Below are 13,816 nucleotides of genomic sequence, written 5' to 3'. Positions count from 1 at the left end.
CACATTCAGGTGCTCGGTCAACTTCTGGGTACAACTATGTTTGCAAACGTTTGGCTTGGTTCAATTGGCCGAAGTTTGCCTTTGCGGTGATGCGTGCAAGCCAAAGCTTGGGCATCGCTGCGCTGGGGTCAGTCGATCAGGGACACTCCGGAGAAAACGCTGCGCCCGAACGGGCTGACCTTGAAATCCTGCACCTTGGTGCTCAGGGGCTGGCTGACAGTGGAGTGGGCGATCGGGGTGATCGGCACCTGTTCCTTGAGGCGTTGCTGGGCCAGGCGGTACAGCCCGCTGCGGGCTTCGCGGTCGTTGAGGGTCTTGGCCTTCTTCACCAGGCCGTCATAGGTGGCGTCGCACCACATGGCGGTGTTGTTGCTGCCAATGGCGTCACAGCTGTACAGCGTGCCCAGCCAGTTGTCGGGGTCGCCGTTGTCACCGGTCCAGCCCATCAGTGCCACGTCGTGTTCGCCGCTCTTGATGCGCTTGAGGTATTCGCCCCACTCGTAGCTGACGATGCGCGCCTTGATGCCTACCTTGGCCCAATCGGCCTGGAGCATTTCGGCCATCAGCTTGGCGTTGGGGTTGTAGGGGCGTTGCACGGGCATGGCCCACAGGGTGATCTCGTGGCCCTCCTTCACGCCGGCTTCCTTGAGCAACTGGCGAGCTTTTTCCGGGTTGTACGGCGCGTCCTTGATGCTGTCGTCATAGGACCACTGGGTCGGCGGCATGGCATTCACGGCCAATTGCCCGGCACCCTGGTACACCGACTGCAGGATGGCCTGCTTGTTCACGGCCATGTCCATGGCCTGGCGCACCTTGAGCTGGTCGAAGGGCGGGTGCTGCACGTTGTAGCCGATGTAGCCGAGGTTGTAGCCTGGGGTCTGGATGACCTGGAGCTTGTTGTCGGCCTGCAGTTTTTCCAGGTCGGCGGGACGCGGGTTGAGGGTGACCTGGCACTCGTTCTTGCGCAGCTTTTGCACGCGAACCGACGGGTCGACGTTGATCGAATACACCAGTTGCGCCACCTTCACCTGGTCGGGCGCCCAGTAGTCCTCGTTGGCCTTGTAGCGAATCTGCGAGTCTTTCTGGTAGCGCTGCAGCACGAAGGGCCCGGTGCCGATGGGCTTGTGATTGATGTCGCTGGCAGTGCCGGTGGCAAGCAAGTGGTCGGCGTATTCGGCAGACAAAATGGCGGCGAAGCTCATGGCGATATTCTGCACAAAGGCGGCGTCCACCGAGGCCAGGGTGAAGACCACGGTCATGGGCCTGCTCTTGGTCACGCTGACGATGTTCTTGTCCAGGCTCATGGAACCGAAGTAAGGGAATTCGGTGGGGTAGGCCTGGGTGAACGGGTGGTTGCGATCCATCATGCGATGGAAGGTGAACAGCACGTCGTCGGCATTGAAATCACGGCTGGGGCTGAACCCCTTGTTGCTGTGGAACCGTACGCCTTCACGCAGGTGGAAGGTGTAGGTCAGTCCGTCCTCGGACACGTCCCAGCGGGTGGCCAGGGCTGGCTCTACGGCAGTACCGCCGCGCTGGAACTGGGTGAGGCGGTTGTACAGCGGTTCGGCGGCGTCGTTGTCGATGCCCCCGGTGAATTGGGCGATATCAAAGCCCCCCGGGCTGCCTTCCGAGCAGAACACCAGGGTCTTGCTGTTGGCGTGGCTCAGCGGTATCTCGGCCAGCAGGCCGAGGCTCAGTAGCGATGCAACCAGATGGTGTTGACGCATAACGGTCGTTTCCTTGGTGTCTGGATCGAAGTGCCCGCGAATTGCTGTGGGCCGGGCTTCGAAACTAGGGGTGTCAGCCTTGACCGTAAATGCGCGAAATCTCTGCGACTTGTAGGAAAAATCTGAAATGTGCGAAGGCCCTGCGTGAAAATGCAGTAATCGATGTCTTCAGGGGATTCCTACATGTCGTCGTGGGGGCGTTGGCTTGCCAGCGAGCTTTTCAGCGCTGCCAAAGGCTGGCGGACAAGCCAGCTCCCACAAGCGCCTGCTGCCACCGGGCAGCAGGCGTTCACGGCTACTTTTTGCTTTCGTCGATGCCCACGCCGTAGAACGAGTTCAGGCCGAAGGGGCTGATCTTGAAGTCCACGACGTTGTTGCGCATCGGCTGGTAGACCGTGGAGTTGGCGATCGGGGTGATCGGCACCTGGTCTTTCATGCGGTGTTGAGCCTGCTTGTACAGGTCAATGCGCTTGTTCTGGTCGGAGGTGGCCTTGGCCGCCTTGATCAGCTTGTCAAAATCGGCGTCGCACCATTTGCCGAAGTTGTTGCCGTTGATGGCGTCGCAACCCAGCAAGGTACCCAGCCAGTTGTCCGGATCACCGTTATCACCGCTCCAGCCGATCAGCATGGCATCGGTTTCGCCGTTGTGAGCGCGCTTGATGTACTCGCCCCACTCGTAGCTGACGATGTTGGCCTTGATGCCGATCTTGCCCCAGTCCGACTGCAGCATTTCGGCCATCAGCTTGGCGTTGGGGTTGTAAGGCCGTTGCACCGGCATGGCCCACAGGTTGATGGTGGTACCTTCCGGCACGCCCGCTTCCTTGAGCAGGGCCTTGGCCTTGTCGGGGTTGTACGGTGCGTCCTTGATGGTCGGGTCGTAAGACCACTGGGTGGGCGGCATGGCGTTCTGCGCCAGCTGGCCTGCGCCCAGGTACACCGACTTGATGATCTGCTCCTTGTTCACGGCCATGTCCAGGGCCTGGCGGAACTTGAGGTTGTCGAACGGTTTGTGGGTCACGTTGTAGGCGATGTAGCCCAGGTTGAAACCGGCCTGTTCAGGCATTTTCAGGTTTGGGTCGGCCTTGAGCGGGTCGATGTCGGCCGGGCGCGGGTAGGCGGTGATCTGGCACTCGTTTTTCTTCAGCTTCTGCATGCGCACCGAGGCGTCGGTGGTGATGGCGAAGATCAGGTTGTCGACTTTGACGTCTTCAGGCTTCCAGTAGTCCTTGTTGCCCTTGTAGCGGATCTGCGCGTCTTTCTGGTACTTGCTGAACACGAAAGGCCCAGTGCCGATGGGCTTCTGGTTGAGGTCCTGGGGCTTGCCTTCCTTCAACAGCTGGGCGGCGTACTCGGCCGACTGGATGGAGGCGAAGCTCATGGCCATGTCCTGGATGAACGCGGCGTCCACGGTCTTCAGGTCGAACCGGACGGTGTGGTCGTCGACTTTCTCGACCTTGGTGATGTTGTCGTTCATCCCCATGTCGGTGAAGTATGGGAACTCGGTGGGGTAGGCCTTGCGGAACGGCATGTCCTTGTCGAGCATGCGGTTGAAGGTGAACAGCACGTCGTCGGCGTTGAAATCACGCGTTGGTTTGAAGTAGTCGGTGGTGTGGAACTTGACCCCTTCACGCAGGTGGAAGGTGTAGGTCAGGCCATCCGGGGACACGTCCCAGCTGGTGGCCAGGCCAGGAACGACGGCGGTGCCGCCACGTTCGAACTGGCTAAGGCGGTTGAAGATGGTCTCGGCCGAAGCATCGAAGTCAGTGCCGGTGGTGTACTGGCCCGGGTCGAAACCCGCCGGGCTGCCCTCGGAACAGAACACCAGGCTGGTGGGTGCTGCCAGGGCAAAAGGAGCGCTGGCGAGCATGCCGGCGCCGATCAGAAACGGAATGACCGCGTGTTTGAGCATGGTGGCCTCAGTTGTTGTGTTTTTTGATTGAGGGGACCTTGTGGGTCGACTCACTGATACTTATGCAGGCGGCATACCCAAAGCAATACTTTGGCGTCAGTGAAAGTACAAACAGTGGAACTGACGTACAAGAATGTCGCGTGGATATAAAAAACCATCCATTTGAACGTTTGCGTACGTTTTTAATGGTGCACAAAGCGCCCGAAAACTGATCATTCGGTCAGGTATGCGCACCAATATGGTGCCTTGGCGGTTTCGTAGGCGCTGCCGACAGGCAGGGGGAAGGTTTGCAGGGCCTTGGGCGGTGTGATGTTGATCGCGGGCCCGCTGCGCGCGCCTTCGCAGCCTGGCCGCAGCTCCTTGGCCTGGCGGCAGCTACGGCCTGGCGGCAGCTCCTTGCCCGGCGGTAGCTCCGAGTAGGGGGTGGTTACGGCTTTACGCTCACGCCATAGAACGGCGTCAGGCCGAACGGGCTGATGCGGAAGTCCTGCACTTCCTTGCGCATGGGCTGGAACACCGTGGAGTTGGCGATCGGGGTGATCGGCACTTGCGCCTTGAGGATGTGCTGGGCCTGCTGGTACAGCTTGACGCGCTCGTCGCGGTTGCTGCTCAGCTTGGCCTGCTGGATCAGCTTGTCGTAGGCAGGGTCGCACCATTTGGCGTAGTTGCTGCCCTTTACCGCCGCACAGCTGTAGAGCACGCCCAGCCAGTTATCAGGGTCACCGTTGTCGCCGGTCCAGCCGTAGATCATTACGTCATGCTCGCCGGCCTTGGCGCGCTTGATGTACTCGCCCCATTCATAGCTGACGATGTTGGCCTTGATGCCGATCTTGGCCCAGTCGCTCTGGATCATCTGCGCCGACATGCGCGCGTTGGGGTTGGACGCCCGTTGCACCGTCATGGCCCACAGGTCAATGCTGGTGCCTTCTTTAACCCCCGCCTCCTTCAGCAGTTGCCGAGCCTTGTCGGGGTTGTAGGGCGCGTCCTTGATGGTCGGGTCGTAGGACCATTGCGCAGGCGGCAAGGCGTTTTGCGCCAGTTGCCCGGCGCTCTGGTACACCGCCTTGATGATGGCCGGCTTGTCGATGGCCATGTCCAGGGCCTGGCGCACCTTTAGTTGGTCCAGCGGTTTATGGGTGACATTGTAGGCCAGGAAACCGAGGTTGAAGCCCGGCTGGCTGAGCACGCGCAGGTTGGGGTCCTGCTTGGCCACTTCGATGTCTTCGGGGCGTGGGTAGCCGCTGACCTGGCACTCGCCGCGCTTGAGCTTCTGCAGGCGCACGGCGGCGTCCGGGGTGATGGCGAAGATCAGGTTGTCGAGCTTCACGTCCTCCGGCTTCCAGTAGTCCTTGTTGCCCACGAAGCGAATCTGCGAGTCCTTCTGATAGCGCTTGAACACGAACGGGCCGGTGCCCACCGGCTTCTGGTTGATGTCGGCGGCCTTGCCTTCACGCAGCAACTGGTTGGCGTATTCGGCCGACTGGATGGAGGCAAAGCTCATGGCCAGGTTCTGTACAAAGGCGGCGTCGATGTGGCTGAGGGTGAACACCACGGTGCGGTCGTCGGCCTTGATCACCGACTTGATGGTGGTGTTGAGGTCCATGTCGTTGAAGTACGGCGACTCGGAGGGGTAGGCCTGGCGGAACGGCTGCTGCGGGTTCAGCAGGCGCTCGAAGGTGAACAGCACGTCATCGGCATTGAAGGTGCGCGTCGGGGTGAAATAGTCGGTGGTGTGGAACTTCACCCCATCGCGCAGGTGGAAGGTGTAGGTCAGGCCGTCCTTGGACACGTCCCAGGAAGTCGCCAGGCCAGGCTCCACCTCGGTACCGCCGCGCTTGAACTGGGTCAGGCGGTTGAACACGGTTTCGGCGGAGGCATCGAAGTCGGTACCGCTGGTGTATTGGCTGGGGTCGAAGCCGGCGGGGCTGGCTTCCGAGCAGTAGACCAGGGTGCCGGCGGCCTGTGCCAGCGGCGCGCCGGCCAGCAAGGCGGCGGCGAGCAGCAGCGGGGTGAAGGCAGATTTGTCCATGAAAGCCTCTAGGGTACGTTGTGAGGCTGATGGTACACACCCCGTGGCCGCTGCCGCCAGGCTGCGCTGGCCGGCATGAGCGCTTACGCTATCGCGCACACGGCCGCAGGCGTCAGGGCATCTGCACTTCGATGGTGCCGTCGGCGTTCATGCTGACCTGGCTGGTGCCGGCTTCGACTTCAGGCGTTGGCGCCGAGTCGGCCATGGCGGACTTCATCATCATGGCCGCCCGCGGGAACGGCTGCTGATAGCCGCTACTGTTGAGGTTCATGCTAACCACCTTGTAGCCCTTGCCACCCAGCGCCTCGGTGGCCAGTTGCGCGCGCGCCTTGAAGGCGGCCACGGCGTCCTTGAGCAGGGCGTCTTCGCTCTGGGTGCGGGTCTTGGGCGAGATGGTGAAGCTCATGCCGCCCATTTTCAGGTCTTGCAGCAACTGCCCGGTCAAGGTGGACAGGGCCGGGAAATCGGCACTTTCCAGGCGCAGCTCGGCGCGCTCGCGCCAGCCGGTGATCTTCTGGCCCTTGTCATCGTAGATAGGGTAGCTGTTACGGCTACCCTGGCTGATCTTCACTTCCTTGACCGCGCGGGCCTTGCCCAGCGCCTTGTTCATGGCCTCGGTGACCTGTGCGGCCAGCTTGGCCGGGTCGGCGTTCTGTTCTTCGCTGTACAGGGTGACCAGCATCAAATCACGTGGCACCTCCTGGCTGACCTCGGCGCGCAGGGAAATCTGGTTATAGCGCGGCTCATCGGCCAGGGCGGGCAGGCTGACCAGCAGACCGGCGCCCAGGACAAGGGCGGCGCTGCGACTGAGGGTGTGCATGGGGGGACTCCTTGTGGGCAAACCGATGAGACTGTAGTACCAGCGTGCCAGTTCACCACGCATGTGTAACCGTTTGTGCCTCAACCGGCCGGCAGCGGTTCCGAATTTTACGGAGCCTGTGGGCGCTGTGGCGCTTTGCCGCACATTTGTCTGTGCGGGCCGCGAGTTTGTTACACTTGTAACGATCTGCCTGGAGCGCTCATCAGGAGAGCTCATGCTCGCCCCATCTATGCCGTTGTCCGCTACCCGCCAGAATCTCTGGCGTCTGACTTTTATTCGAATTCTGGTGCTGGCCGCCCAAGCCGGCTCGGTGGGTTTTGCCTACCTGACTCATCTGTTGCCGCTGCCCTGGCTACAGCTCAGCGCCACCCTGGCGGTGTCGCTGGTGCTGTGCACGGTCACGGCACTGCGCGTGCGTGCCTCGTTGCCGGTGACCGAGCAGGAATATGCCCTGCAACTCACCTGCGACCTGCTGCTGCACAGTGCGCTCCTGTATTATTCGGGCGGCTCTACCAACCCGTTCGTGTCCTACTACCTGGTGCCGCTGACCATTGCCGCGGTGACGCTGCCGTGGGTGTACTCGGTGGTGCTGTCCGGTATCGCCCTGGGCTGCTATTCGGTACTGATGGTGCGCTTCTATCCGCTGCCAACCTTGCCGATTGCCCGGGAAAACCTGCAGAACTATGGGATGTGGCTGAGTTTTGCCATGACCGCCGGGGTGATCACCTTCTTTGCCGCGAAGATGGCCGAGGAGCTGCGCCGCCATGAACGCATGCGGGCACAGCGCCGCGAGGAAGGCCTGCGCGACCAGCAATTGCTCGCCGTGGCCACGGAGGCGGCGGGCGCCGCCCATGAACTGGGCACGCCGCTGGCCACCATGAGCGTGCTGCTCAAGGAAATGCAGCAGGACCATCCCGACCCGGCCTTGCAGGAAGACCTGTCGGTGCTTCAGGACCAGGTTAAGTTGTGCAAGGAAACCTTGCAGCAACTGGTGCGCGCCGCCGAAGCAAACCGCCGCATGGCGGTGATGGAGCAGCCGGTCACCAGTTGGCTGGACGAAGCGCTGAACCGCTGGCACCTGATGCGCCCCGAAGCCACCTACCGCTTCCAGCGCCTGGGCCAGGGCGAAGTGCCCGAGTTGGCGCCACCGCCCGATTTGACCCAAGCGCTGCTCAACCTGTTGAACAACGCCGCCGATGCCTGCGCCGAAGGCCTGGAAGTGCACCTGGACTGGGACGCTGAAGATATCTTCATCGTGATTCGCGACCACGGCCCCGGTGTGCCTCTGGCTATCGCCGAGCAAATCGGCAAACCTTTCTTTACGACCAAGGGCAAAGGCTTCGGCCTTGGCCTGTTTTTGAGCAAGGCCAGCGTGACACGCGCGGGCGGCTCGGTAAAACTCTATAGTCATGAGCAGGGCGGTACACTCACCGAGTTGCGCCTGCCCCGTGACGCCCGAGGAGACAGACATGAGTGATGAAAACCAGGTCGAAGGCGAAGAGCTGCCGCATCTGTTGCTGGTAGACGACGATTCCACCTTTACCCGCGTGATGGCCCGCGCCATGGCCCGTCGCGGCTTTCGCGTGAGCACTGCCGCCAGCGCCGACGAAGGCTTCAAGCTGGCTCAGGACGATATTCCTGACTACGCCGCCCTGGACCTGAAAATGGAAGGCGACTCGGGCCTTGTGCTGCTGCCCAAGCTGCTTGAACTGGACCCGGAAATGCGCGTGGTGATTCTCACCGGTTATTCGAGCATTGCCACTGCGGTGGAAGCCATCAAGCGTGGCGCCTGCAACTACCTGTGCAAGCCGGCCGACGCCGACGACGTACTGGCAGCCCTGCTGTCCGAACACGCCGACCTGGACACCCTGGTGCCGGAAAACCCGATGTCGGTGGACCGCTTGCAGTGGGAGCATATCCAGCGCGTGCTGACCGAGCACGAAGGCAACATTTCCGCCACTGCCCGCGCCCTGGGCATGCACCGGCGCACCCTACAGCGCAAACTTCAGAAGCGCCCGGTTCGTCGCTGAGTCGCCGACCCCATGAGTCATTTCTCCGCGCCGGTGGATCAGGATCGATCTGCCCTGCGCGGCTATTCACCATCGAGCCTGTCCAATGAATCAGAACGCTGAATATTCCGCGGTCAACGATGCCGTGCGTGGTCATTTTTTTCGAAGGGTTTGGCAACTGATCTGGCCTTACTGGCGCAGTGAAGAGAAGGGCAAGGCCTGGCTATTGCTGGCGTCCGTGATTGGTCTGTCGCTGTTCAGCGTATGGATTTCGGTGTGGATGAACAGTTGGTACCGTGACTTCTACAACGCCCTGCAGAAGAAGGATTTTGCTGCCTTTACCCACCTGATCCTCTATTTCTGCGGCATAGCCGCCGTGGCGATCCTGGGGGCGGTGTACCGGCTGTACCTGACTCAGATGCTGACCATTCGCTGGCGCCGCTGGCTGACTCAGCGGCATTTCAACCGCTGGCTCGACAACAAAAGCTATTACCAGATGGAGCAGGGCGGCTACACCGACAACCCTGACCAACGGATCAGCGAAGACCTCAACAACTTCACCTCCGACACCCTGAGCCTGGTGTTGGGCCTGATTCGCACCGTGGTTAGCCTGGTGTCGTTCTCCGTCATTCTGTGGGGCGTGTCGGGCAGCATTGAAGTATTTGGCGTAACTATCCCGGGCTACATGTTCTGGTGTGCACTGGTGTACGCCATTGTCGGCAGTTTCCTGACCCGCTGGATTGGTAGCAGCCTGATCCCACTCAACAACCAGCAGCAGCGGTTTGAAGCCGACATGCGTTTTTCGTTGATCCGCGTGCGTGAGAATGCGGAAAGCATTGCGCTCTACAACGGCGAACCCAATGAGAAGGAACGCTTGACCAGCCGCTTTGGCAAGGTATGGAGCAACTACTGGTCGCTGATGAAAGTCACCAAGCGCTTGACCTTCTTTACGGCGGGCTACGGCCAGGCGGCGGTGATTTTCCCCTTCGTGGTGGCGGCGCCGCGTTATTTCGCGGGCAAAATCGAACTGGGCGAGCTGATGCAGATCAACTCGGCGTTCGGCAATGTGCAAGGCGACATGAGCTGGTTCATTGACAGTTTTTCGACCATCGCCGGCTGGAAGGCCACCTGCGATCGTTTGATCAGTTTCCGCCAGGCCATGATCGACAACGAGGGGCATAAACCCGCCATTGGCGTGGAAGAGCAGGGCGAGTCATTGAGTGTGGATAACCTCAACCTGGACCTGAACGACGGTCGCAATCTGCTGGCCGGTGCAAACCTCAGCGTGGCGGCCGGTGAGCGCTTGCTGCTCAGCGGCCGCTCGGGCAGCGGCAAGAGTACCTTGCTGCGCGCCATGGGCCGTCTGTGGCCGACCGGCCATGGGCACATTCGTCTGCCGGCAGGGCGTTCACTGTTCCTGCCGCAAAAGCCTTACCTGCCTATTGGCACCTTGCGCGATGCGTTGAGTTATCCACAGCCGGGCGATACCTATAGCCAGGAACGTTACGTGCAAGTGCTGCAGGCATGCCGCCTGCCGCACCTGATAGACCGCCTGGACGAGGGCAATCACTGGCAGCGCCTGCTGTCGCCTGGCGAGCAGCAGCGCCTGGCGTTCGCCCGTGCCTTGTTGTTCGCGCCCAAGTGGCTGTATATGGACGAAGCCACATCGGCCATGGACGAAGAAGATGAGGCAGCGCTGTACCAGGCCTTGATCGATCAGATCCCGGGCTTGAGCATCATCAGCGTCGGTCACCGCAGCACGCTCAAGCGTTTCCATTCGCGGCACGTGCGCATCGAGGGCGGACATCTGGTGAATCAAAATGCCAGCGCGCCGTCAGCGGTGTGACCTGTGGTCGTACGACTGGAATGCGCTATGATGCGTCAATCAACGTGATTTCGAGATAAGAAGTTCGCCATGGATACCCCAACCGCCGCGCCGCGCGGGCGCCGAAAGCCCCGCAGTCTTGCTCAGGAACTGGTTACCGTGCTGACCGAGCGCATCCTCAAGGGTGAGCTCAAGCGCGGCGACAAGTTGCCCACCGAGTCGGCGATCATGCAGGAACAGGGGGTCAGCCGCACGGTGGTGCGCGAGGCCATCTCGCGCCTGCAAGCGGCGGGGCAGGTGGAAACACGCCATGGCATCGGTACTTTCGTGCTCGACACGCCGAGCCCCAGCGGCTTTCGCATCGACCCGGCCACCATTGTCACACTGCGTGATGTGCTATCGGTGCTGGAGTTGCGCATCAGCCTGGAAGTGGAGTCGGCAGGCCTGGCGGCCCAGCGTCGTTCGCCCGAACAGCTGGCGGCCATGCGTGCCGCGCTCGATGCGCTGGCTGAAAGCGCGGCCCACGCCTCGGACGCGGTGGCCTCGGACTTCCAGTTCCACCTGCAGATTGCCCTGTCCACGGGTAACCGCTATTTCACCGACATCATGACCCACCTGGGCACCAGCATCATTCCGCGCACGCGGTTGAACTCGGCGCGCCTGGCCCATGATGACCAGCAGCACTACATGAACCGGCTGAGCCGCGAGCACGAAGAGATCTATGAGGCTATCGCCCGTCAGGACTCCGACGCTGCCCGCGCGGCCATGCGCCTGCACCTGACCAACAGCCGCGAGCGGTTGCGCCAGGCCCATGAAGAGGCGCAGGCCACGGCCTGACCGTGTAGGTTCTTCGCTGGCAAAGTGGGGGCGGGCTCTGCCCGCGAACAGAACACTGCGCAGTAGTTGATGCACTGCGGCGCGTTTTTCACGGGCAGAGCCCGCTCCCACATTGCCTACTCGAAACCAATTTTTGCTCCGTACTGCCGCCCCATGACATTTCGTCGCATGCCCTATTGAGCATTCATCATTACAGTTGTACGATGACGTACGACATCAGCGAAGGCTGAGCGCACATTCCACGCAAACCAGGGTGTTCGAATAATGAATCCACAAGAACTGAAGTCCATCCTCTCCGCCGGCCTGCTGTCTTTCCCGGTGACCGATTTCAATGCCCAGGGCGACTTTGATCGCTCGGGTTACATCAAGCGCCTGGAGTGGCTGGCCCCGTACGGCGCCAGCGCGCTGTTCGCCGCTGGCGGTACCGGTGAGTTCTTCTCCCTGGCGGCCAGCGAGTACTCGCAAGTCATCAAGACTGCCGTTGATACCTGCGCCAAGAGCGTGCCTATCCTGGCCGGCGTCGGCGGTGCTACCCGCCAGGCCATCGAATACGCTCAGGAAGCCGAGCGCCTGGGCGCCAAAGGCCTGCTGCTGCTGCCGCACTACCTGACCGAAGCCAGCCAGGACGGCGTTGCCGCCCACGTGGAAGCCGTGTGCAAATCGGTGAACATCGGCGTTATCGTGTACAACCGCAACGTCTGCCGCCTGAATGCCACGCATCTGGAACGCCTGGCCGAACGCTGCCCGAACTTGATCGGTTACAAAGACGGCCTGGGTGACATCGAACTGATGGTGTCCATCCGCCGTCGCCTGGGCGACCGCTTCAGCTACCTGGGCGGCCTGCCAACCGCCGAAGTCTATGCCGCTGCCTACAAGGCGCTGGGCGTGCCGGTGTACTCCTCGGCGGTGTTCAACTTCATCCCGAAAACCGCGATGGACTTCTACCACGCCATTGCCCGCGACGATCACGCCACCGTTGGCAAGATCATCGATGACTTCTTCCTGCCGTACCTGGACATCCGTAACCGCAAGTCGGGCTACGCTGTCAGCATCGTCAAGGCCGGCGCCAAGATCGCCGGCTACGACGCAGGCCCGGTGCGCACGCCGCTGACCGACCTGACCGGCGAAGAGTACGAAATGCTGGCTGCGCTGATGGACAAGATGGGCCCGCAGTAAGCTGGAGCGCTCCTGCAAAGGGCCTGTGGGGGCTGGCAAGCCAGCTCCCACTGTTACACCGTGAATGAAAGACCCGCGTTAAAAAAAATAATCAGTGGGAGTACATCTTCATGCAAGCCGCCAAGCAGACGCACGTCCGCTATTTGATCCTGCTCATGCTGTTTGTGGTGACCACGATCAACTACGCCGACCGTGCGACCATCGCTATTGCCGGTTCCAGCCTGCAAAAAAGCCTCGGCATTGACGCCGTAACCCTGGGTTTTGTCTTCTCCGCGTTCGGTTGGGCCTATGTGGCCGGGCAAATCCCCGGTGGCTGGTTGCTGGACCGTTTCGGTTCGAAGAAGGTGTATGCACTGAGCATTTTCACTTGGTCGCTGTTCACCGTGCTGCAAGGCTTCGTCGGTGATTTTGGCGTATCCACGGCCGTGGTCGCGCTGTTCATGCTGCGCTTCCTGGTGGGCCTGGCCGAAGCGCCATCCTTCCCCGGCAACGCGCGGATCGTCGCCGCCTGGTTCCCCACGGCTGAACGCGGCACCGCCTCGGCGGTGTTCAACTCCGCGCAATATTTCGCCACCGTGCTGTTCGCGCCGCTGATGGGCTGGATCGTTTTTACGTTCGGCTGGCAGCACGTGTTCATGATCATGGGCGGCATCGGCATCGTCTTTTCGTTGGTGTGGCTCAACGTTATCCACAGCCCGCGCCAGCACCCCATGATCAACCAGGCCGAGCTTGAGCACATTGCCAGTAACGGCGGTATGGTCGACATGGACGACAAGCCCAAGGGCAAGCGCGAAGGCCCCAAGTGGGACTACGTGCGCCAGTTGCTCACCAACCGCATGATGCTGGGCGTGTACCTGGGCCAGTACTGCATTAACGGCATTACCTATTTCTTCCTGACCTGGTTCCCCGTGTACCTGGTGCAGGAGCGTGGCATGACCATTCTCAAGGCTGGTTTCGTTGCCTCGCTGCCGGCCATCTGCGGTTTCATTGGCGGCGTGTTGGGCGGCATCATTTCCGACTGGCTGCTGCGCCGTGGCCACTCGCTTACTTTCTCGCGCAAGGCCCCCATCATTGGCGGCCTGTTGCTGTCGACCACCATCGTGGCCTGCAACTACGTGGACATTGAATGGATGGTGGTGGGCTTCATGGCGCTGGCATTCTTCGGCAAGGGCGTGGGCGCTCTGGGCTGGGCGGTGGTGTCCGATACCTCGCCCAAGCAGATCGCCGGCCTGAGCGGTGGCCTGTTCAACATGTTCGGCAACATCGCCTCGATTACCACGCCAATCGTCATTGGCTACATTATCAGCACCACCGGCTCGTTCAAATGGGCCCTGGTGTTCGTCGGCGCCAACGCGCTGGTGGCGGTGATCAGCTACCTGGTGATTGTCGGCCAGATCAAACGGGTCGAGCTGACCGAGCCGCCGAGCAAAGGCTCGCGCAAGCCGGTAGACCAGCTGTCCCCAGCCAAAATTTGAGGAGCG

Annotated in this window: 10 protein-coding genes; 6 read left to right on the top strand and 4 right to left on the bottom strand. The window is 61.3% G+C overall.

Annotated features, from left to right (window positions below; genetic code table 11):
- Positions 1-128: 128 nt before the first annotated feature.
- The 4 genes from PMM47T1_RS17880 to PMM47T1_RS17865 all read right to left on the bottom strand — a co-directional run bounded on the left by PMM47T1_RS17880 (position 129) and on the right by PMM47T1_RS17865 (position 6,488).
- Positions 129-1,730, bottom strand: a complete 1,602-nt coding sequence (locus PMM47T1_RS17880; RefSeq protein ID WP_008371471.1) for an ABC transporter substrate-binding protein — start codon at positions 1,728-1,730, stop codon at positions 129-131.
- A gap of 295 nt (positions 1,731-2,025) precedes the next feature.
- Positions 2,026-3,639, bottom strand: coding sequence for an ABC transporter substrate-binding protein (locus PMM47T1_RS17875; protein WP_008371468.1), 1,614 nt, complete (start codon positions 3,637-3,639; stop codon positions 2,026-2,028).
- Between the two features lie 427 nt (positions 3,640-4,066).
- Positions 4,067-5,668 (bottom strand): ABC transporter substrate-binding protein, encoded by a 1,602-nt coding sequence (locus PMM47T1_RS17870; RefSeq protein ID WP_008371466.1) that lies wholly within the window; start codon positions 5,666-5,668, stop codon positions 4,067-4,069.
- 112 nt (positions 5,669-5,780) lie between these two features.
- Positions 5,781-6,488, bottom strand: coding sequence for an SIMPL domain-containing protein (locus PMM47T1_RS17865; RefSeq protein ID WP_008371463.1), 708 nt, complete (start codon positions 6,486-6,488; stop codon positions 5,781-5,783).
- A 214-nt stretch (positions 6,489-6,702) separates the two neighbouring features.
- On the opposite strand from PMM47T1_RS17865, the gene PMM47T1_RS17860 reads away from it, so the two are divergent.
- The 6 genes from PMM47T1_RS17860 (at position 6,703) to PMM47T1_RS17835 (ending at position 13,810) form a co-directional block, all read left to right on the top strand.
- Entirely contained in the window at positions 6,703-7,965 is a 1,263-nt protein-coding gene (locus PMM47T1_RS17860; protein ID WP_043301231.1) for an ATP-binding protein, read from the top strand.
- Positions 7,958-8,518, top strand: coding sequence for a response regulator transcription factor (locus tag PMM47T1_RS17855; RefSeq protein ID WP_008371459.1), 561 nt, complete (start codon positions 7,958-7,960; stop codon positions 8,516-8,518). Before PMM47T1_RS17860 ends, PMM47T1_RS17855 begins: the two co-directional genes overlap by 8 nt.
- Positions 8,519-8,603: 85 nt before the next feature.
- Positions 8,604-10,343 carry an ABC transporter ATP-binding protein/permease gene (locus PMM47T1_RS17850; protein WP_008371457.1) on the top strand — a complete coding sequence of 580 codons (1,740 nt, stop codon included), beginning with the start codon at positions 8,604-8,606 and terminating at the stop codon, positions 10,341-10,343.
- A gap of 69 nt (positions 10,344-10,412) precedes the next feature.
- On the top strand, positions 10,413-11,159 hold the full coding sequence (locus PMM47T1_RS17845; RefSeq protein WP_008371455.1) for a FadR/GntR family transcriptional regulator: 747 nt from the start codon (positions 10,413-10,415) through the stop codon (positions 11,157-11,159).
- A 264-nt stretch (positions 11,160-11,423) separates the two neighbouring features.
- On the top strand, positions 11,424-12,335 hold the full coding sequence (gene kdgD, locus PMM47T1_RS17840; protein ID WP_008371454.1) for a 5-dehydro-4-deoxyglucarate dehydratase: 912 nt from the start codon (positions 11,424-11,426) through the stop codon (positions 12,333-12,335).
- 110 nt (positions 12,336-12,445) lie between these two features.
- Complete coding sequence (locus tag PMM47T1_RS17835; RefSeq protein WP_008371452.1) at positions 12,446-13,810, top strand: MFS transporter; 1,365 nt, start codon at positions 12,446-12,448, stop codon at positions 13,808-13,810.
- Positions 13,811-13,816 lie beyond the last annotated feature (6 nt).

This window comes from Pseudomonas sp. M47T1 (assembly GCF_000263855.1).
Classification (GTDB): domain Bacteria; phylum Pseudomonadota; class Gammaproteobacteria; order Pseudomonadales; family Pseudomonadaceae; genus Aquipseudomonas.
Note: the sequence above shows the minus strand (reverse complement) of the source record. Positions and strands in the feature narration are given on the sequence as shown.

Bases quoted from the DNA above. Each gene is read 5' to 3' on its own strand.
- PMM47T1_RS17880 (WP_008371471.1), bottom strand. From the start codon at position 1,730: ATGCGTCAACACCATCTGGTTGCATCGCTACTGAGCCTCGGCCTGCTG.
- PMM47T1_RS17860 (WP_043301231.1), top strand. From the start codon at position 6,703: ATGCTCGCCCCATCTATGCCGTTGTCCGCTACCCGCCAGAATCTCTGG.
- kdgD (WP_008371454.1), top strand. From the start codon at position 11,424: ATGAATCCACAAGAACTGAAGTCCATCCTCTCCGCCGGCCTGCTGTCT.
- PMM47T1_RS17865 (WP_008371463.1), bottom strand. From the start codon at position 6,488: ATGCACACCCTCAGTCGCAGCGCCGCCCTTGTCCTGGGCGCCGGTCTG.
- PMM47T1_RS17875 (WP_008371468.1), bottom strand. From the start codon at position 3,639: ATGCTCAAACACGCGGTCATTCCGTTTCTGATCGGCGCCGGCATGCTC.
- PMM47T1_RS17845 (WP_008371455.1), top strand. From the start codon at position 10,413: ATGGATACCCCAACCGCCGCGCCGCGCGGGCGCCGAAAGCCCCGCAGT.
- PMM47T1_RS17850 (WP_008371457.1), top strand. From the start codon at position 8,604: ATGAATCAGAACGCTGAATATTCCGCGGTCAACGATGCCGTGCGTGGT.
- PMM47T1_RS17870 (WP_008371466.1), bottom strand. From the start codon at position 5,668: ATGGACAAATCTGCCTTCACCCCGCTGCTGCTCGCCGCCGCCTTGCTG.
- PMM47T1_RS17855 (WP_008371459.1), top strand. From the start codon at position 7,958: ATGAGTGATGAAAACCAGGTCGAAGGCGAAGAGCTGCCGCATCTGTTG.
- PMM47T1_RS17835 (WP_008371452.1), top strand. From the start codon at position 12,446: ATGCAAGCCGCCAAGCAGACGCACGTCCGCTATTTGATCCTGCTCATG.